Genomic DNA, 18,914 nt, shown 5'->3' on the forward strand with positions numbered 1-18,914 from the left:
GAGGGAACCGTCAGATGGCAACCAAGGCAAAAACACCCGCCAAGAGCAAGACCGCTCAACCCAAAGCCAGGCAGGCAAAGGCCACGCAGGCCAAGGCAGGCGCCGGCCCGGCAATCGCCGAGCGGTCCAAGGACGCAAAGCCGGCTTTCGGCAAAGCGGCGCCAAAGAAGGTAGAACCGGTCGCGACGGCGAAGGTGGCGGCGAAAACCGCCAAACCCAAGAAGCCGGCAAGCCGCGGCTCGATGGCCGGCGGGGCCATGCGCACGGTCAAGGCGACCGCCAATGTCGCCGCTGGTGCGGTGGCGGCGACAGCCAGGGGCGCCGCGTCGCTCGCTGCGTCCGTCATCGGCAAGGGCGGCTCGAAAAGCAAGGCCAAGGCGAAATAGACCTGGTTGCTTCGGCCGGCCGAGGTCAATTCCTGGCGGGAATGGTCAGGCCGCGCTGCACCGCGGGCCGCGCCAGCCCGCGCTCCAGCCATGCCGCGACGGTGGGGAAGTCGTCGAAGCCGACGAGTTCTCGCGCCTCGTAGAAGCCGATCAGATTGCGCACCCAGCCCAGCATCGAAATGTCGGCGATCGTATAGTCGTCGTCCATGATCCAGGTTCGACCCTTCAGCCGCGTCTCCAGCACCCCGATCAGCCGCCGCGATTCATTGCGGTAGCGATCCAGCGGCCGCTTGTCGGCGATCTCGCGTCCGGCGAATTTGTTGAAAAACCCGACCTGTCCGAAAATCGGCCCGATCGCCGCCATCTGGAAGAACACCCATTGGATGGTCTCGTAGCGCCGCGCCGGATCGGCAGGGATCAGCTTGCCGGTCTTGTCGGTGAGGTAGAGCAGGATGGCGCCGGATTCGAACAGGCCGAATGGCCTGCCGCCCGGCCCGTCGGGGTCGATGATCGCGGGTATCTTGCCGTTCGGGTTCAGCGACAGGAATTCCGGCGTCCAGCTCTGGTCCTTGCCGATATCCACCAGATGCGCCTCGTAGGGGAGGCCGAGTTCTTCCAGCGCGATCGAGACTTTCACCCCATTCGGCGTCGTCGCGGAATAGAGCTGCAGGCGGTCGGGGTGGCTGGCCGGCCAGCGCTTGGTGATCGGAAAGGCGGACAGGTCGGTCATCGAAAGCTCCGGTCGGGAATTTGGCGCGGTATCGCGCCGTCTGGCGAGTTGCGAAGGATTATCCTCGGCTTCTTTGCCGATCAACCGGTCGAAGGTGCACACACCGTCTTCGCAGTCATTCAGGGCCAGTCGCTCAGGCCAGTCGCTTGCCGTCAGACCGCCTTGAACGCCACCACGGCATTGGTGCCGCCGAAGGCAAAACCGTTGCTGATCGCCGCGCGCACCTTGCGCTCGCGCGCCACATTCGGCGTGATGTCGAGATCGCAGTCGGGGTCGGCCTGCCGGAAATTGGCCGTCGGCGGCACGATGCCTTCGCGGATCGCCATCACGCAGGCGATCATTTCCAGGCCGCCCGAGGCGCCGAGGCAATGGGCATGCATCGACTTGGTCGACGACACCGACAGCTTATAGGCATGGTCGCCGAAGACGCGCTTGATTGCCGCCGTCTCGATCTGGTCGTTGGCCTTGGTGCCGGTGCCGTGGGCGTTGAGATAGTCGACGTCCTCGGGATTGAGCCCGGCGTCCGCCAGGCAGGCGCGCATCGCCGCCGTCGGTCCCTCGACAGTCGGCGCGACGATATCGGAAGCGTCGGCGGAAAGGCCGGCTCCAGCAAATTCGGCCAGAATGGTCGCGCCGCGCGCCATGGCGTGTTCATACGTTTCCAGCACCGCCATTCCAGCACCTTCGCCGAGCGACAGGCCTTGGCGATCGGCCGAGAACGGCCGGCAGGTATCGGGCGCCAGCACCCGCAGGGCCTCCCAGCCCTTCAGGATGCCCCAAAGCAGCGGCGCGTCGGTGCCGCCGGCGACCATGACATCGGCGCGGCCGAGCCGGATCTGGTCGACCGCCGAGGCAAAGGCGTGATTGGACGAGGAGCAGGCCGAAGTGACGCCGAACACCGGCCCGCGCAGGCCGAGATTCATGCTGACATGGCCGGATGCCGCACTCGGCATCACTTTCGGCACGGTGAAGATGCCGGCCCGGTTCTTGCCGTCGACCAGGATGGCGCGATAGTTCTCCTCGATCGCCTCCCAGCCGCAGACGCCGACGCCGACAACCGCGCCCATCCGGTAGGTGGTTGCTTCAGTCGATGTCAGGCCGGCATGCTGCATGGCTTCGCGCGCGGCAATCGTCGCCAAAAGGCTGAAGCGGTCCATCGACACGGTCTGCTTGTGGCTGATGCCATGGTCGGGCAGCGTCTTGATTTCGCAGCCGACCTTGACCTTCAAATCATGCAAACCGGGATTGCTGATTTGACCGATGGCCGATCGGCCGGCCCGCATTTCGTTCCAGATTGCAGGCGCATTGGCGCCGAGCCCGCATATGCCGCCGATGCCGGTAATGACGACGCGCTTTTGCATTCAGCTCAGGCTTTTTTCGCAATCAGCGCGCGAACAGCCTCAACCATATCGCCGACATTCTTGAGATTGCTCCAGGCATCGACCGTGTTCATCTCGATCTCGATGCCGTACTGCTCCTCGAGATCGAAGATGATCTCGGTCAGTTCCAGGGAATGGATGCCAAGCGCGGTCAATTCCGTATTGGTGGTGATCTCTTCGCCACCGGGCTCCGCATGTGCCCTGATCTTGGCGATGATTTCCGTTGCCAGCTCGTCAGCCATTCGATTCCTTCCCCAATTTTATAACGTCGCGGTGCCGATTGGTTGGCGCCCCTGTTGCCTGGACTGAAATCGCCGTCGCCTTCAAAAACCCGCCAGGCGCAGCATGACCGTTCCAAAGAGGCTCCCTCTATAGAAACGGAAACGCTGTCAAGCAACAAGCTATATCAACAAGCACCATATCGACAAAGCGCCGGGAGTGCTTAACGTTAGCGCCGTGGATACGTTGCAGCATGTCTTGATCCCAGCTCTTCCGGCCCAGCGCGCGGCCGGGGCGGCCCGGCTTGCGTGCGGCGTCAGGGATGGACGCACCCGGCTTTTGCGCCTCTATCAGGACGGCTCGGCCAAAATCCGCATGCCGGCCGTTGCGGCCGATCCGCTCGAAGCCGTGCTCATCAACACCGCCGGCGGTCTGACCGGCGGCGATCGGCTCGGCTGGGAAATCGATGTCGGGCCAGGTGCCTCCGCCTCGATAACCACCCAGGCCTGCGAAAAGATCTATCGTGCCGCTAGCGACCGCGCCGAAGTTCGGGTGAAGCTCAGCGTCGGCGCGGGCGGGCGTATCGCCTGGCTGCCCCAGGAAACCATCGTCTTCGACCGCTCGGCCTTTGCCCGCACGCTCGAGGTCGAGCTTGCCGCAGGCGCCGAGGCATTGCTGCTTGAAGCCACCATATTCGGCCGCCTCGCCATGGGCGAAGAGGCCGCGCACGGCCATTTCCACGACCGTTGGCGTGTCCGCCAGGATGGTGCGCTCGTTCATGCCGAGGATTTCCGCATCGGGCCGGCTATCGCGGCGGCACTTGGCCGCCCGGCGGTCGCCGGCGGCGCCATTGCCGCTGCGACGCTGCTGATGGTCTCGCCGCAGGCCGAAGCCTTGCTCGATCCGGCCCGCGACATCGTCGGCGCCGACGGCGATGCCAGCGCCTGGAGCGTCAAAAAATCTGGCAAGCTTCTTGCGAGGCTGTTTGCCGAGGACGGCTATCAGCTGCGCAAGCGGCTGGTTCCGCTCGTCGAACTGCTCAACGGGCGGGCGGGTCTGCCCAAATTATGGTCACTCTGAGCCAAATACAGGCCAAATCCAGGAAAGCGCATGAACCTGACGCCGCGTGAAAAGGACAAGCTGCTCATCGCCATGGCGGCGATCGTGGCGCGCAAGCGGCTGGAACGCGGCGTCAAGCTCAATCACCCCGAAGCGATCGCGCTGATCACCGATTTCGTCGTCGAGGGCGCCCGCGACGGCCGCCCGGTCGCCGAACTGATGGAGGCCGGCGCCCATGTCATCACCCGCGCGCAGGTGATGGAAGGCATCGCCGAGATGATCCACGACGTGCAGGTCGAGGCGACCTTTCCCGACGGCACCAAGCTGGTGACCGTGCACGAACCGATCAGGTGAGGAGAAAACGATGCTGGAGCTGCGACCGAATTGCGAATGCTGCGACAAGGACCTGCCGCCGGAAGCGGCGGACGCGCTGATCTGCACCTTTGAATGCACCTTCTGCGCTGACTGCGCTGAACATGTGCTGGGCGGCGTCTGCCCGAACTGCGGCGGCAATTTTTCCGCACGCCCGATCCGCCCAGTGGAGAAACTGGTGAAATATCCGGCCTCGACCCAACGCGTGCTCAAGGCCGAGGGCTGCGGCCCGCGCAAGGCTGCGTGATTGTTTTCGTGACTTCGAAGGGAAGACCGATGATCTCTGCTTCAACCAAACGCACCACGCTTGCAGCGATCCTGCTGCTGGCGGCGGCGATGCCCGCCTATGCCCATGTCGGCATCGGCACGACCTCGTCCTTCGCGGCGGGCTTCGCGCATCCGCTGTCCGGCCTCGACCATATGACCGTCATGGTAGCCGTCGGCCTGTGGGCGGCGCTCAAGGGCGGCAAGGCAATCTGGGCCTGGCCGCTGGCCTTTGTCGGCGTCATGCTGGTCGGCGGCGCGCTCGGCATGCTCCACGTGCCGGTGCCTTTCGTCGAACCGGGCATCCTTGCCTCCGTCGTCGCGCTTGGCTTGCTGGTGGCGTTGGCGGTCGATCTGCCGGTCTCGGCCGGAGTCGCCATCATCGGCCTGTTCGCGCTGTTCCATGGCCATGCCCACGGCACCGAAGTGCCGGAAAATGCCGGTGGACTTGACTATATGGCCGGCTTTGCCGTTGCCACCGCACTTCTCCATGCCATGGGCATCGCTGCCGGCCTTGGCCTCGGCATGCGCTTTCGCGGGCTTGCCCGCGCCGCTGGCGCCGCTTGTGCTGCAGTCGGCGGCGGCCTGGTCTTCGGCGTTTTGTGAGGCTAACGATGATTCCCGGCGAAATCATCACCGCAAGCGGCGACATCGAGCTCAACAAGGGGCTGCCGACGGTGACGCTGAAGGTCGCCAACAGCGGCGACCGGCCGATCCAGGTCGGCAGCCACTACCATTTCTTCGAGACCAATGAGGGGTTGAAATTCGACCGCGACAAAGCGCGCGGCATGCGTCTGGACATTGCCGCCGGCACCGCGATGCGCTTCGAACCGGGACAAGAGCGGGACGTCACGCTGGTGCCGTTCGGAGGAAAACGCGAGGTCTACGGTTTTCAGCAGAAGATCATGGGCAGGCTGTGAGATCGACGGGGTCGAGCGCCCTGAGGTCAGTTCGACGGCCTGGCCGCCGCGTAGATGACGATTCTTGCCGAGCCGTCGAATTCCACCGCAAGGACGTCTTCCGTAAGCACGCGCCGCGAATCGATGGCGTTGAACAGCAAGGCGTTGGCGTCGATCTCCTTGCGCAGTTCCGCAATGTCGTCCTGATGCTGTTCGACCTTGCTCTCGACGGCCGGCGGCGGGCCGCCTTCGCTGCGCGCCGCGTCGGTGAGGAAGACGATATCCACAGTGTCGAGCTTGGACGTCTTGCGCACGGCGCCGATGTTCTCACGCGTCCGCTCGATCGCGGTGATGATCTTGTTGGTCTGTGGTTCCGTCCGCGCCTCCTCCTGCCGGACATCGGAGCCGACGATCCTGTTGACGGTGTCGGCCCGGTTGACGGCGTCAGCGCTTTCAAGACCTTGCGCGGCTTGCGGGCCGAAAGCTGCGAGAAATGCGCAGGCAGCAAGGCTCTGGAGCCATCTGGTGTCGGCAAAGACAGGCATTGCTCGCTCCTGGTGGACTTTTCTGTGCAACGCCGTTCGGCGCCAAAGGGACGAAACGCCTCCTGTCGGGCGAAGGTTCCCTGTGGGCTGGCGGGCCGGGTGCCGGCCCGCCAAGCGCTTCTTTCAGCTTGCCTTCTTGGTGACAAGGGTCAGCGCGCCATCGGTGGTCATGCTGGCGGCGACCACCTGTGCCGAGGTGAGCCCCTTGGCTTCGAGCGCCGACTTGATCTGCGGCGTCGCGTCGATCGAAGAGCGCAGTTTCTGCAGCCCGGCATCGCCACGCTGGGCGATCACCTGATTGACCTGCGTCTGGGTGGCTTTGGGCAATTCGCTGATATCGACGATGTTGACCTTCTGGATCGCCGGCGCCGCCGGCTGAGCGCTGGGCGCTGCCGGCTTCGGTTGCGGCGTGGGCTGCTGCTGGGCGCCGGCTACGGTTGCGGAGGCCAGCGTGGCGGCGGCTGCAAGAACGATGATTTTGCGCATGTATTTTCCTTTCATCGATTTGGCCAAGGGTTTGGCAAACGGGCGGTTTGGGGTGGCACGGCCACCTCAACGGCCAAATGGGATCAGAAGGTGTCGCCGGGCGGGTCATTGCATGACCATTGGATGGCGACGATGTGGAGTTCGGCTGCGGCCGGCCTCTCGTTTGGGGAGCATTGACTGATGGCTAGAATTACCCGCGCCGCCTACGCGCAGATGTATGGCGCGACGGTCGGCGACAGAGTGCGCTTGGCCGACACCGAGCTGTTTATCGAGGTCGAAAAGGACCTCACCGTCCATGGCGAGGAGGTGAAATTCGGCGGCGGCAAGGTCATCCGCGACGGCATGGGCCAGAGCCAGGTGTCGCGCGCCGGCGGCGCGGTCGACACGGTCATCACCAACGCGCTGGTGGTCGATGCCACGGCCGGCATCTTCAAGGCCGACATCGGTCTCAGGGACGGCCGCATCGCGGCGATCGGCAAGGCCGGCAATCCCGACACGCAGGACGGCGTCACCATCGTCATCGGCCCCGGTACAGAGATCATCGCGGGCGAGGGCAAGATCCTGACCGCCGGCGGCTTCGACGCGCACATCCACTTCATCTGCCCGCAGCAGATCGACGAAGCGCTGATGTCGGGCATCACCACCATGCTCGGCGGCGGCACCGGCCCGGCGCATGGCACGCTGGCCACCACCTGCACGCCTGGACCCTGGCACATGGCGCGCATGATCCAGTCCTTCGACGCTTTCCCGATGAACATCGGCCTGTCCGGCAAGGGCAACGCCTCGCTGCCGGCAGCGCTGGAGGAAATGGTGCTGGGCGGCGCCTGCTCGCTGAAGCTGCACGAGGACTGGGGCACGACGCCGGCGGCCATCGACTGCTGCCTGTCGGTTGCCGACGATTACGACGTGCAGGTGATGATCCACACCGATACGCTGAACGAATCCGGCTTTGTCGAGAACACCGTCGCCGCCATCAAGGGCCGCACCATCCACGCCTTCCACACCGAGGGTGCCGGCGGCGGCCATGCGCCCGATATCATCAAGGTCTGCGGCTTGCCCAACGTCATTCCGTCTTCGACCAACCCGACCCGGCCCTACACCGTCAACACGCTGGCCGAGCATCTCGACATGCTGATGGTCTGCCACCATCTGTCGCCGTCGATCCCTGAAGACATCGCCTTTGCCGAAAGCCGCATCCGCAAGGAGACCATCGCGGCGGAAGACATTCTGCACGATATCGGCGCCTTCTCGATCATCTCGTCGGACTCGCAGGCCATGGGCCGTGTCGGCGAGGTGGCGATCCGCACCTGGCAGACCGCCGACAAGATGAAGCGCCAGCGCGGGTCATTGCCGCAGGAGACCGGCAACAACGACAATTTCCGCGTCCGCCGCTACATCGCCAAATACACCATCAACCCGGCCATCGCGCATGGCCTGTCCAGGGACATCGGTTCGATCGCGGTCGGCAAGCGCGCCGATCTGGTGCTGTGGAACCCAGCCTTCTTCGGCGTCAAACCGGACATGGTGCTGATCGGCGGCATGATAGCCGCAGCCCCGATGGGCGACCCAAACGCCTCTATCCCGACACCGCAGCCGATGCACTACCGCCCGATGTTCGGCGCCTATGGCAAGGCCAGGACCAACTCGTCGGTGACGTTCGTTTCCAAGGCGGCTCTGGACTCAGGCCTGCATGGCCGGCTCGGCGTCGACAAGCAGTTCGTGGCCGTGGAAAACACCCGTGGCGGCATCGGCAAGCATTCGATGGTGCTCAACGACGCTACGCCGCATGTCGAAGTCGACCCGGAGACTTACGAGGTGCGCGCCGATGGCGAGCTACTGACCTGCGAGCCGGCAAGCGTGCTACCGATGGCGCAGCGGTATTTCCTGTTTTGAGGCGAGGGGCGATTTGATCGACCCGGCAAATTCCGTTGCGACCCGGTCGGTCCCACCGCAATATGCGGCTCAAAGAACCGCGTAGCAGGTCATGGCCACCGAAATAGCCTCCGCCCACGACATCTTCCCGCATATCCGCATCGTCATGGGCATGGTGATCGGACTTGGCGTCGCTCGCCTGCTGTCGGGGGTGGCGCGAATCGTCCAGCATCCCGGCCAGTACAGGCTCTATCCCGTGCACCTCGGCTGGGTCGCCTCCATGCTGTTGCTGCTGGTGCATTTCTGGTGGTGGGAGTTCGGCCTCTACACCATAGAGGTCTGGACTTTCGGCAAGTACCTGTTCCTGATCTTCTACGCCATCACGCTGTTCCTGCTGTGCGCGCTGCTGTTTCCGGATTCGATGCTCGACTACACCAGCTACGAGGATTTCTTCTATTCGCGCCGTGGCTGGTTCTTCGGCCTGCTGGCGGCCACCTATCTGCTCGATGTTGTCGACACGCTGCTGAAAGGTCCCGAGCATTTCGCCCGCTACGGCAATGAATATCTGTTCCGAACGCCGGTTTTCGTGGTGTTGTGCATTGCCGCCATACTGGTGCGTGACCGCCGTTTCCACATCGCCTTCGTCGCCGGCACGCTGATTTACCAAATATCGTTCATCCTGCGGCTCTTCGACACCATCGTCTGAACAGTGGCTATGGTTTAGGGTCGCAGGAAAGAGGGTTCAACCATGTACAAGCCATCGGATCGCGTGGATCCCGCGTCAGCCGCGTTCTGTGGATGCTCGAGGAACTCGGGCAGCCCTATGAATTCGTCGAGGTCAAATTGCGTTCGCCCGAAGCCTATGCGCTCAACCCATCGGGCAAGGTGCCGATCCTGATCGATGGCGAACTGACGGTGACCGATTCGGCGGCAATCTGCGTCTATCTCGCCGACAAGCACGCCGACAAAGGCATGGGCGCCAATCCAGGTGTGGCCGGACGCGCCGAGATGGATTCCTGGATGCATTTTGCCCAGAGCGAATTCGAAGCGCCGCTGTGGAACAAGCTGCGCCACCGCTTCCTGCTGCCCAAGGAAGTGCGGGTCGATGTCGGTCCTGCCGCCGCCTACGATTTCGCCTCCGAGACCAAGGCGCTGGACGGCCGGCTGGGCAACAGGCCGTTTGCGCTGGGCGACCGATTTTCCGCCGTCGACGTGCTGTTGGGCGACATGGGCGGCTGGGCCCGAGCCGGAAAATTCCCGATCGAGTCCGAGCGCGTCAACGCGTATTTCGACCGCGTCTTGGCGCGGCCTGCCCGGGCACGGGCGCAAGCCAATGGCGGAGCCATGCGATGAAACTCAACCTCAACACCGACTTCACCAAATTCCCGCGCGCCGTCTCGGTGCTGACGGCCGGCACTGCCGGTAGCGTGCCGCCATCCGGCCGTGCCGTGCTGCCCCATGACGAGCGCCATCTGCGCCGCCGCGCCATCGAACTTGCCGACGGCAGCAAGGTGCTGGTCGACCTGCCGGAGCCTGTCACCCTGAACCATGGCGACCGGCTGGTGCTGGAGGACGGTGGTTATATCGAAATCATCGCAGCGCCCGAAGAGGTCTACGACATCCGCGCCCGCGACGCCGTGCATCTGACCGAACTTGCCTGGCATATCGGCAACCGGCATCTGGCGGCAGCGATCGAGGCCGGCCGCATCCTGATTTTGCGCGACCACGTCATCAAGGCGATGCTGGAAGGTCTCGGCGCCACGGTGCGCGACGTTTCCGAGCCGTTCAAGCCGGTGCGCGGCGCCTATTCCGCGCAAGGTGCGCATGGCCACGATCACGGTCATGCCCATGCTCATGCCGAAGCGCATTCCCATGATGGGCATTCCCACGCACACAGCGAGTCGCATTCGCACAGCCATTCCCATGACGGGCATCATCACGATCATGACTGACCAGCCATCCGGCATCGCTTTGCTGCGGCTCATGGCGTGGCTGTCGCCGGCCTTTCCGGTCGGCGGCTTTGCCTACAGCCATGGTCTCGAACGCGCCGGGCAAGACGGGCTGGTTGCCGATACCGCCAGCCTCGCCTCCTGGCTGGAGACGCTGGTCGAGATGGGCTCGGGCTGGAACGACGCCGTGCTCTTCACGGAAGCCTGGCGTCGCGCCCGCGACGGCGGCGATCTCCTTGAAATTGCCGATCTCGCCGAAGCGCTGGCCGGCTCGCGTGAGCGTCACACCGAAACCATGCTGCAAGGCGCCGCCTTCCTGAAAGCGGCAGCGGCGTGGGCGAATCCGGTGTTGGGCCGCCTGCCGGCCGAATGCGCCTACTGTGTCGCCGTCGGCGCCGCTGCCGGCGGCAACGGTTTCGCGCTTCAGGACGCGATGTCGGCCTTCCTGCAGGCCTTCTTCTCCAACCTCGTCCAGGCGGCGATCCGACTCGGCATCGTCGGCCAGACGGACGCTATGGCCTTGCTCGCCGGCTTCGAGCCGCTGGCGCTGTCGACGGCCGCGCGCGCCGCCGGCTCGACATTGGACGATCTCGGCGGCTGCGCCTTCATCTCCGACATCATGGCGATGAAGCACGAGACGCAGTATTCCAGGCTGTTCCGCTCATGATCGTCCTCGCCTTCGCCCTCTCGGCCGTCCTGCTGCTGATCACCGCGCTGCATGTCTATTGGGGCCTTGGCGGCATCTGGCCGGGCAGGGACGGCGTCTCCTGCGCCCACGCCGTCGTCGGCTTTCGCGGCGTCGACGAGATGCCGACGCCGTTTCCCTGTTTCGCCGTTGCCGCGTGCCTGTGCCTCGCAACCCTGTGGCCGCTGGCGCTGACCGGGGTCTTCGCCTCCCCCTTTCCAAGGGAGGGCCTTGCCGCCACAGCGCTGCTCATCGGGCTCGTCTTCCTCGGCCGCGGCATTGCCGGCTTCACGCCGTGGTGGCGCCGTCTGGCGCCGGAACAGCCTTTTGCGCGGCTCGATATCAGCTTCTATTCGCCGCTCTGCCTGTTGATCGGGCTCAGCTTCGCCATCCTCGCCATCACGGAGTTTTCGGCATGACGGAGTTTTCGGTATGACTCAGGCAAACGGTCCCCTGCGTATCGGCATCGGCGGTCCCGTCGGCTCCGGCAAGACGACGCTCACCGAAAAGCTCTGCAAGGCGCTGCGCGACGATTTCTCCATCGCCGTCGTCACCAACGACATCTACACCAAGGAAGACGCCATGATGCTGGCCCGCCTGCAGGCGCTGCCTGAGGACCGCATCGTCGGCGTGGAGACCGGCGGCTGCCCGCACACCGCCATCCGTGAGGACGCCTCGATCAATTTGCAGGCGATCGCCGGACTGAACAGGAAATTCCCCGATCTCGACATCGTCTTCATCGAATCCGGCGGCGACAATCTTGCCGCCACCTTCTCGCCGGACCTTGCCGACCTGACCCTCTATGTCATCTCGGTTTGCCAGGGCGAGGAAATCCCCAGGAAGGGCGGGCCGGCGATCACCCGTTCCGATTTCCTGGTCATCAACAAGAGCGATCTGGCGCCCTATGTGAACGTCAACCTCGATGTCATGGAGAGCGACGCCGCCCGAATGCGGGGCAAGCGCCCGTTCGGCTTCACCGACCTGTCGCGCGGCAAGGGACTGCAGGAAGTCATCGACTTCATCGTCGAACATGGCGGGCTGCAGTCGGCTCGCTCGGCGGCGTAATGCATGTCGCCCAAAAGTGCGTAGCGGTTTTGGGACAACCTGACCCACCAGTTTGCGGTTGCTGGCCACGGCTGAGCGCGGCATTCTCTTAAAAACGGAGGTTTTTCGGATGAGCATCGCCCGCCTGCAAAAGGAAACGCTGACCAACCTGCCCTACTATGAGGAGCGCGTCGATCTGGCCGCCGCCTTCCGCTGGACGGCGCGGCTCAACATGCATGAAGCCGTGGCCAATCACTTTTCGCTGTCGGTCAACGAGGACGGCAGCAAATTCCTGATGAACCCCAACCAGGTGCATTTCTCGCGCATCAAGGCGAGCGACCTTTTGCTGATCGACGCCAATGATCCCGAGACATTGTCCGGCCCGAATGCGCCCGACCCGACCGCCTGGGGTCTGCACGGCGCCATTCACCGCAACGTGCCGCATGCGCGCTGCGCCATGCATGTGCATTCCATCCACGCCACCGTGCTGGCATCGCTGGCCGACTCGACCCTGCCGCCGATCGATCAGAACTCGGCCATGTTCTTCAACCGCCACGTCGTCGATGCCCATTATGGCGGGCTGGCCTTCGAGGAAGAAGGCGAGCGCTGCTCGCAACTGCTCACCGACCCGAAGGTCAAAGTGATGGTGATGGGCAATCACGGCGTCATGGTCATCGGCGACACCGTCGCCGACGCCTTCAACCGCATGTTCTATTTCGAGCGCGCCGCCGAAACCTACATCAAGGCTCTGTGGACCGGCCGTCCGCTGCGCACGCTGTCCGATGCCATTGCCGAAAAGGCCGCCAGCGAGATGGACGACTATCCCGGCCAGGCAGAGCGTCACCTTGCCGAGCTGAAGGCGATCCTCGACGAGGAAGAGCCGGTGTACCGGAGCTGAATGAGTTCACCCTTCTCCCCGTTCACGGGGAGAAGGTCCCGGCAGGGGGATGAGGGGCAGCGCCGACGTTCATAGGCTCACTCAGAGTCCCAACTGAGCCCGCAACTCTTCCGCACTGTTGATCACGACAGCGCCCTTCGGTCCTGCCATCGGCGCTTCCGGCCAGAAGATCGTCCGCATCCCCGCGGCCAGGCCTGATGTGGCGCCGGTAACGCTGTCGTCGACGGCCACCGCATCTGAAGGATCGACGCCGGCCAGCCATGCGGCGCGCAGGAACGGTTCGGGATGCGGCTTGCCTTCGCGCACGTCGTTTCGGCTGATCGTGCGCATGCCGGGATAGATCAGGCCGACGGCGCTCAGATTTGCATCGACGATCACCCGGTCGGAATTGGACACCACCGCCTGCTGCACGCCGAGCGCGCGCAATTCGTTGAACACTTCGATCGCGCCGGGGCGCGGCTTCAGCGTCTCGGCCATCGGCATGTAGTGATCGTATTTGCGCACGATCCAGTCGTCGAAGGGCAGGTCGAGGCCGAACTCGCTGCGCAGCATCTCGTAGACCGGTGCGGCGGCGACGCCCAGCACCCGCTCATGCAGGTCGGCCGGCGGCGTGATACCGACGCTGCGCAGCGCCGCCACCAAGGCCGCCTCATGCAGCGGCTCGCTGTCGACCAGCGTGCCGTCCATATCCCAGAAAACCGCTTTCGGCGTCATGCGAGGCTCCTTTGCCGATCCCCTTAAAGCGTTTGTATCAGGAGATAAACCGCCGAGCCCGTCCGCTGGCGAATTTCGCTTGGTTGGTTGCCGCGCGGCAGTCGGATCGGAAGCAGCAAGCAATTGCCCTGCCAATAGACAATTGCGCGCCGACACATTCCCTGCAAGACTATGACGCTTCGCCCGAGGGCAGGCAAAGGGGCAGGGCTGGAGGCACATTTTGAATTCGCGGCAAGATGGCGGCAGCAGCAGGCTGGACGAGGCAGCGCGCGCCGGCTGGCTTTATTATGTTGCCGGCAACACCCAGGACCAGATCGCCGCCACGCTCGGCATTTCCCGGCAGACGGCGCAGCGGCTGGTGTCGCTGGCGGTGTCGGAGGGGCTGATCAAGGTTCGCGTCGACCACCCGATCGCCAATTGCCTTGATCTCGCAGCTAGACTGAAGTCACGCTTCGCGCTCGACCTCGTCGAAGTGGTGCCGAGCGATCCAACCTCATCCTCGACCACGATCGGCATTGCCGAGGCGGCTGCGGCCGAGATCGAGCGGCGGCTGCGGTCACCGACGCCCATCGTCTTGGCCATCGGCACCGGCCGCACGCTGAAGGCGGCGATCGAGCAATTGCCGCCGATGGAATGCTCGCAGCACAAGGTTGTGTCCTTGACCGGCAACATCTCGCCCGACGGTTCGGCCGCCTTCTACAACGTCATCTTCACCATGGCCGACCGGGTCAAGGCGCGCTCGTTCCCGATGCCGCTGCCGGTCATCGCCTCGTCGCCGGAAGAGCGCGAGATGCTGCTTGCCCAGCCGATGATCCAACCGACGCTGGCGCTGGCCGCGGAAGCCGACGTGACCTTTGTCGGCATCGGCGATCTCGGCCCGAAGGCGCCGCTCTACGAGGACGGTTTTATCTCGGAAAGCGAGCTGAAGGCGTTGCAAAAGGCTGGCGGCGTCGCCGAGATCGTCGGCTGGGTGTTCGATCGGGAAGGCCGCATGATCGAGGGCATCACCAACGACCGGGTATCGTCGGCAGCCTTGCCGTCACGCGAAAAGTCGCTGGTCATTGCGCTCGCCATGGGCGAGCGTAAATTGCCGGGCATCCTGGCCGCTGTGAACCGCCGGCTGGTCAATGGCCTCATCACCGACGAGCGGACCGCCACGGCCTTGCTCGACGGTTCCTGAAAGATTAAGCGGCCCATCGATAAAATCCAACACGTTTATTTGCAGCGCCCGGACGGGTCGTTGCCGTCGAGAAAACCCATGTCGCGCTGCAGATGCGGCGACAACTCCCGGACGTCGACGTAGCCGCGCCGGCGGTGCACAAGCAGGGAAAATTCATGCACCAGCAGGGAAAACCAGCTCTGCGCCGGGGTCGAATGGAGCTTTTGCTGTACCGTGGTCATGATCTTCAGCCTCCGCTATGCTTGAACTTGATTGTTCCTCGACACCAAATATCAGTCTGATCGGCTCCGGCTTCCAATCAAACGTCGATCAAGACCCATAAGGAGGGCTTATGCCCGATCTCAAGGCACCGCAGCTCGCCCAGCTGCCGCCGCTGCAGGCCATCAGGGTGTTCGAAGCCGTCGCGCGGCATCTCTCCTTCACCAAGGCCGCGCAGGAACTCGGCATGACGCAGGCCGCCGCCAGCTATCAGATCAAGCTTCTGGAAGAGCGCATCGGTTCGCCGCTGTTCCTGCGCCAGCCGCGCCAGATTGTGCTGACCGAACCCGGCCAGCGCCTGGCGCCCGCCGTCAGCGAGGCGTTCAGCCTGCTCTCAAGCGCCTATTCCGCCGCGCGTGGGGGCGCCGATGGTGTGCTGTGCGTCTCGACGCTGCTGACCTTTGCCTCGAACTGGCTGGCGCAGCACCTCGGCTCCTTCCAGGTCGCACATCCGTCGCTGGCGGTGCGCGTCGATACCTCGAACAGGGTGATCGATTTTGCCCGCGAGGACATGGACATCGCTATCCGCTCCGGCAGCGGCAAGTGGCCTGGAGTGGAGACCCATCTTTTGTTCAAGGCCGATTTCACCCCGGTGCTGAGCCCGGCACTCGCTGCCACCATAGGTGGCGTCCACGAACCCGCCGACCTGTTCAAGCTGCCCATTCTCGATCCCGGCGACATCTGGTGGCGGGAATGGTTCGCCCTTGCCGGCGTCCCGGCGGACGAACTTGCCAGGCGCACCGGCACCAGCATGGGCGCGCAGGCCTATGAGGCGAACGCGGCCATCGCCGGCCATGGTGTGGCGATCCTGACCACCGCATTGTTCAAGACCGAGCTCGCCGCCGGCCGCCTGATCCAGCCCTTCGACCTGGTCGGCGACGACGGCCACGCCTATTGGCTGGTCTACCCGACGGCGCGTCGCAACGTGCCGAAGATAAAAGCCTTCCGGGACTGGATCCTGGCCGAGATCGCCTGCGCCTGAGGGCGAGCGATTCGCGGATTGATTTCCGAGATGCAAAGCGAGCCATGGATCCGCGACGAATGCTCGCTTTCGCGGACAAACAGCTGCGATCGGGCCACCCGGTTAACCAAGCTTGACAAAAACGCTGTCGATATCACTCGCCCGGCATAGGCTTGTGCTTGTGACGACCCAATTGAGCAGGATCAATCGTCTGCAGATTGAAACAGGGTCGATCAGCCGGCTGATGAAAGTCTATCGCGTCGAGGAAATCGAAAACAACACCGTGCGCACGACGCAGGTGATCGAAGCATTTACGCCGTTTCAAGCTGCCGTGAAGGCAATCGGCCGGGAAGTTAGGCTGCGCAAGGACGAACCCAGCTGGATCCAGGTGACGGAAGTGCTGACCAGAGCCAAGCAAACACGCGACGGCAGGGTTTTCGAATATTCCGTGGGAAGCTACCCGTCCCACGGCTGACGGGCTGGGCCCTATCGCTCCCTGGCGCCATGATTGGGTTGCGATGGGTCGGCATCAACCCGCTCTCACATCCCGTGCAAACAAATCCATTCAATATCCTCTACGCGCGCAACGTCGCGCACCTGCCCCGTGTGCTGCGCTGCAGCATCGAATCCGGCTTGACATAATTTATGCCAAGTGAGTAATTGCCCATTACCAAGGCAAATGCTCATCTTGGTTCATGGGAGGAATTTGATGAAACTGCGCACGCTCACTTTGGGCTTGTTGTCGGCCAGCGCTTTCGCTTTTGCCGCACACGCCGAATCCATCACCATCGCCACGGTCAACAATGGCGACATGGTCCGCATGCAGAAGCTGACGGACGACTTCACCAAGGCGAACCCCGACGTCACGCTCAACTGGGTCACGCTCGAAGAGAACGTGCTGCGCGAGCGCGTCACCACCGACATCGCCACCAAGGGTGGCCAGTATGACGTTATGACCATCGGCACTTACGAGGTTCCGATCTGGGCCAAGCAGAACTGGCTGTTGCCGCTCGACAAGCTCGGCGACGACTATGACGCCAAGGACATCATCCCGGCCATCGCCGGCGGCCTGTCGGTCGACGGCAAGCTCTATGCCGCGCCCTTCTACGGCGAAAGCTCGTTCGTCATGTACCGCAAGGACCTGATCGAGAAGGCCGGGCTGAAGATGCCCGACGCCCCGACCTGGGACTTCATCAAGCAGGCCGCCGACAAGATGACCGACCGCGCCAATGGCGTGAACGGCGTCTGCCTGCGCGGCAAGGCCGGCTGGGGCGAGAACATGGCCTTCCTCACCGCCATGTCGAACTCCTTCGGCGCCCGCTGGTTCGACGAGAACTGGAAGCCGCAATTCGACCAGCCGGAATGGAAGAACACGCTGCAGTTCTATGTCGACCTGATGAAGGCCGACGGTCCCGAGGGCGCCTCGTCCAACGGCTTCAACGAAAACCTGGCGCTGTTCCAGCAGGGCAAGTGCGGCATGTGGATCGACGCCACCGTCGCCGCCTCCTTCGTCTCCGACCCGAAGAACTCGACCGTCGCGGACAAGGTCGGCTACGCACTGGCCCCCGACAATGGTCTGGGCAAGCGCGGCAACTGGCTGTGGGCCTGGTCGCTGGCCATCCCGGCCGGCACGCAGAAGGGAGACGCCGCACAGAAGTTCGTCTCCTGGGCGACCAGCAAGCACTACGCAGAACTGGTTGCTTCGAAGGAAGGCTGGGCCAACGTTCCTCCGGGCACGCGCTCCTCGCTCTACGCCAATGCCGAGTATCAGAAGGCGGCTCCGTTCGCCAAGATGACGCTGGACTCGATCAATGCCGCCGACCCGACGCATCCGACCGTCAAGCCGGTGCCCTATGTCGGTGTGCAGTTCGTCGCCATTCCTGAGTTCCAGGGTCTTGGCACCACGGTCGGCCAGCTCTTCTCGGCGGCGCTCGCCGGCCAGACCAGCGTAGACGACGCGCTCAAGCAGGCGCAGGACGCCGCCACCGCGACCATGACCGAAGGCGGTTATATCAAGTAAGGCTCCTCCCGGTGCCGAATGCCGGTCGCCTCCTTGGCCGGCAACGGCCGCCCGAATCCCAGTTCGGGCGGCCCCTTTCACACACCTGAAAATTTGGCTGACCTTGAAGGGTGACCGTCATGGCTACTCAGCAGACCCGTTCGCTTGCCCGCTTTATGTTGGCGCCATCCGTGGTGCTGCTGTTCGTCTGGATGATCGTGCCGCTGGCACTCACGATCTGGTTCTCCTTCCAGCAGTACAATCCGCTCAATCCGATCCGCGATGGGTTTGTCTGGTTCTCGAATTACTCGCTGTTCTATTCCAACCCGGCATTCCTGCAGTCGATCCTCAACACGCTGGTCCTGGTGGGCAGCGTGCTGCTGATCACCGTCATCGGCGGCATCATGCTGGCGCTGTTGATCGATCAGCCGATGTGGGGACAGGGGATCGTCCGCATCCTCGTCATCTCTCCGTTCTTCGTCATGCCGCCGGTGGCTGCACTTGTCTGGAAGAACATGATCATGCACCCGCAATACGGCGTCTTTGCCGACATTGCGCGCTTCTTCGGGGCTCAACCGATCGACTGGTTCGGGCAGCATCCGATGCTTGCCATCATCATCATCGTCGCCTGGCAATGGCTGCCCTTCGCAACGCTGATCCTGCTGACCGCATTGCAGTCGCTCGACGGCGAGCAGAAGGAAGCCGCCGAGATGGACGGCGCCGGCTTCGTCAGCCGCTTCATCTATCTGACGCTGCCGCACATGTCGCGCGCCATCACCGTCGTCATCCTGATCCAGACCATCTTCCTGCTGTCGGTCTATGCCGAAATCCTGGTCACCACCAATGGCGGACCCGGCTATGCCTCCACCAACCTGCCCTTCCTCGTCTACCAGAAGGCATTGCTGGAGTTCAAAATCGGCCAGGCATCGGCCGGCGGTGTCATCGCCGTCATTCTCGCCAACATCGTCGCCTTCTTCGCCATGCGCGCGGTCGGCAAGAACCTGGACAAGTAAGG

General features: G+C 63.7%; 26 protein-coding genes. 19 read left to right on the forward strand and 7 right to left on the reverse strand.

The features are described 5' to 3' along the window. Positions 1-14 precede the first annotated feature (14 nt). Positions 15-386, forward strand: coding sequence for a hypothetical protein (locus X726_RS148935; protein WP_023671223.1), 372 nt, complete (start codon positions 15-17; stop codon positions 384-386). Positions 387-411: 25 nt separating this feature from the next. Here X726_RS148935 and X726_RS148930 read toward each other — a convergent pair whose 3' ends face one another. From X726_RS148930 to X726_RS148920, 3 genes are all read right to left on the reverse strand, one after another. Next, complete coding sequence (locus tag X726_RS148930) at positions 412-1,116, reverse strand: glutathione S-transferase N-terminal domain-containing protein (RefSeq protein WP_023671224.1); 705 nt, start codon at positions 1,114-1,116, stop codon at positions 412-414. 152 nt (positions 1,117-1,268) lie between these two features. After that, complete coding sequence (locus X726_RS148925; RefSeq protein ID WP_023671225.1) at positions 1,269-2,477, reverse strand: beta-ketoacyl-[acyl-carrier-protein] synthase family protein; 1,209 nt, start codon at positions 2,475-2,477, stop codon at positions 1,269-1,271. A gap of 5 nt (positions 2,478-2,482) precedes the next feature. Next, entirely contained in the window at positions 2,483-2,737 is a 255-nt protein-coding gene (locus X726_RS148920) for an acyl carrier protein (RefSeq protein ID WP_023671226.1), read from the reverse strand. A 235-nt stretch (positions 2,738-2,972) separates the two neighbouring features. Here X726_RS148920 and X726_RS148915 point away from each other — a divergent pair, with 235 nt between their 5' ends. The 5 genes from X726_RS148915 to X726_RS148895 are packed head-to-tail and all read left to right on the forward strand — an operon-like array spanning position 2,973 to position 5,329. After that, positions 2,973-3,794, forward strand: coding sequence for an urease accessory protein UreD (locus tag X726_RS148915; protein ID WP_081726189.1), 822 nt, complete (start codon positions 2,973-2,975; stop codon positions 3,792-3,794). Between the two features lie 30 nt (positions 3,795-3,824). Continuing rightward, positions 3,825-4,127, forward strand: a complete 303-nt coding sequence (locus X726_RS148910; RefSeq protein WP_023671228.1) for an urease subunit gamma — start codon at positions 3,825-3,827, stop codon at positions 4,125-4,127. A gap of 10 nt (positions 4,128-4,137) precedes the next feature. Continuing rightward, a complete protein-coding gene (locus X726_RS148905) occupies positions 4,138-4,392 on the forward strand; it encodes a DUF1272 domain-containing protein (RefSeq protein ID WP_023671229.1) in 255 nt (84 codons plus the stop codon). 29 nt (positions 4,393-4,421) lie between these two features. Beyond that, positions 4,422-5,015: a HupE/UreJ family protein gene (locus X726_RS148900; protein WP_023671230.1), complete on the forward strand. Its 594-nt coding sequence runs from the start codon at positions 4,422-4,424 to the stop codon at positions 5,013-5,015. An 8-nt stretch (positions 5,016-5,023) separates the two neighbouring features. Next, positions 5,024-5,329, forward strand: coding sequence for an urease subunit beta (locus X726_RS148895; protein ID WP_023671231.1), 306 nt, complete (start codon positions 5,024-5,026; stop codon positions 5,327-5,329). 26 nt (positions 5,330-5,355) lie between these two features. Here X726_RS148895 and X726_RS148890 read toward each other — a convergent pair whose 3' ends face one another. Further along, positions 5,356-5,853: a hypothetical protein gene (locus tag X726_RS148890; protein WP_023671232.1), complete on the reverse strand. Its 498-nt coding sequence runs from the start codon at positions 5,851-5,853 to the stop codon at positions 5,356-5,358. Between the two features lie 123 nt (positions 5,854-5,976). Continuing rightward, complete coding sequence (locus X726_RS148885) at positions 5,977-6,339, reverse strand: hypothetical protein (RefSeq protein WP_023671233.1); 363 nt, start codon at positions 6,337-6,339, stop codon at positions 5,977-5,979. A 177-nt stretch (positions 6,340-6,516) separates the two neighbouring features. Between X726_RS148885 and ureC the strand changes: the two genes are divergently transcribed. From ureC to X726_RS148845, 8 genes are all read left to right on the forward strand, one after another. Then, complete coding sequence (gene ureC, locus X726_RS148880; RefSeq protein WP_023671234.1) at positions 6,517-8,232, forward strand: urease subunit alpha; 1,716 nt, start codon at positions 6,517-6,519, stop codon at positions 8,230-8,232. Between the two features lie 91 nt (positions 8,233-8,323). Next, a complete protein-coding gene (locus X726_RS148875; RefSeq protein ID WP_023671235.1) occupies positions 8,324-8,917 on the forward strand; it encodes a hypothetical protein in 594 nt (197 codons plus the stop codon). Then, entirely contained in the window at positions 8,914-9,564 is a 651-nt protein-coding gene (locus X726_RS148870; RefSeq protein ID WP_348626768.1) for a glutathione S-transferase family protein, read from the forward strand. The genes X726_RS148875 and X726_RS148870 overlap by 4 nt, the downstream gene beginning before the upstream one ends. Then, positions 9,561-10,163 carry an urease accessory protein UreE gene (locus X726_RS148865; protein WP_023671237.1) on the forward strand — a complete coding sequence of 201 codons (603 nt, stop codon included), beginning with the start codon at positions 9,561-9,563 and terminating at the stop codon, positions 10,161-10,163. Before X726_RS148870 ends, X726_RS148865 begins: the two co-directional genes overlap by 4 nt. Beyond that, entirely contained in the window at positions 10,156-10,827 is a 672-nt protein-coding gene (locus tag X726_RS148860; RefSeq protein ID WP_023671238.1) for an urease accessory protein UreF, read from the forward strand. Before X726_RS148865 ends, X726_RS148860 begins: the two co-directional genes overlap by 8 nt. Further along, positions 10,824-11,264, forward strand: a complete 441-nt coding sequence (locus tag X726_RS148855; protein WP_023671239.1) for a DUF3995 domain-containing protein — start codon at positions 10,824-10,826, stop codon at positions 11,262-11,264. Before X726_RS148860 ends, X726_RS148855 begins: the two co-directional genes overlap by 4 nt. Positions 11,265-11,277: 13 nt before the next feature. Then, positions 11,278-11,910, forward strand: a complete 633-nt coding sequence (gene ureG / locus X726_RS148850; protein WP_023671240.1) for an urease accessory protein UreG — start codon at positions 11,278-11,280, stop codon at positions 11,908-11,910. A 109-nt stretch (positions 11,911-12,019) separates the two neighbouring features. Continuing rightward, a complete protein-coding gene (locus X726_RS148845) occupies positions 12,020-12,787 on the forward strand; it encodes a class II aldolase and adducin N-terminal domain-containing protein (protein WP_023671241.1) in 768 nt (255 codons plus the stop codon). Between the two features lie 81 nt (positions 12,788-12,868). Here X726_RS148845 and X726_RS148840 read toward each other — a convergent pair whose 3' ends face one another. Further along, a complete protein-coding gene (locus X726_RS148840; RefSeq protein WP_023671242.1) occupies positions 12,869-13,501 on the reverse strand; it encodes an HAD family phosphatase in 633 nt (210 codons plus the stop codon). A gap of 220 nt (positions 13,502-13,721) precedes the next feature. Here X726_RS148840 and X726_RS148835 point away from each other — a divergent pair, with 220 nt between their 5' ends. Beyond that, positions 13,722-14,681, forward strand: coding sequence for a sugar-binding transcriptional regulator (locus tag X726_RS148835; RefSeq protein ID WP_023671243.1), 960 nt, complete (start codon positions 13,722-13,724; stop codon positions 14,679-14,681). 35 nt (positions 14,682-14,716) lie between these two features. On the opposite strand, the gene X726_RS148830 is transcribed toward X726_RS148835, so the two are convergent. Further along, positions 14,717-14,902, reverse strand: coding sequence for a hypothetical protein (locus X726_RS148830; RefSeq protein ID WP_023671244.1), 186 nt, complete (start codon positions 14,900-14,902; stop codon positions 14,717-14,719). A gap of 110 nt (positions 14,903-15,012) precedes the next feature. Here X726_RS148830 and X726_RS148825 point away from each other — a divergent pair, with 110 nt between their 5' ends. From X726_RS148825 to X726_RS148815, 4 genes are all read left to right on the forward strand, one after another. Then, complete coding sequence (locus X726_RS148825; RefSeq protein ID WP_023671245.1) at positions 15,013-15,921, forward strand: LysR substrate-binding domain-containing protein; 909 nt, start codon at positions 15,013-15,015, stop codon at positions 15,919-15,921. Positions 15,922-16,093: 172 nt separating this feature from the next. Continuing rightward, positions 16,094-16,375 (forward strand): hypothetical protein, encoded by a 282-nt coding sequence (locus tag X726_RS0135645; RefSeq protein WP_023683593.1) that lies wholly within the window; start codon positions 16,094-16,096, stop codon positions 16,373-16,375. A gap of 234 nt (positions 16,376-16,609) precedes the next feature. Continuing rightward, entirely contained in the window at positions 16,610-17,920 is a 1,311-nt protein-coding gene (locus X726_RS148820) for a sugar ABC transporter substrate-binding protein (protein WP_023671248.1), read from the forward strand. Between the two features lie 119 nt (positions 17,921-18,039). Then, on the forward strand, positions 18,040-18,912 hold the full coding sequence (locus X726_RS148815) for a sugar ABC transporter permease (RefSeq protein WP_023671249.1): 873 nt from the start codon (positions 18,040-18,042) through the stop codon (positions 18,910-18,912). The last annotated feature ends 2 nt before the right edge of the window (positions 18,913-18,914 follow it).

Origin of the sequence: Mesorhizobium sp. LSJC285A00, assembly GCF_000503155.1 — a bacterium.
Classification (GTDB): Bacteria; Pseudomonadota; Alphaproteobacteria; order Rhizobiales; family Rhizobiaceae; genus Mesorhizobium.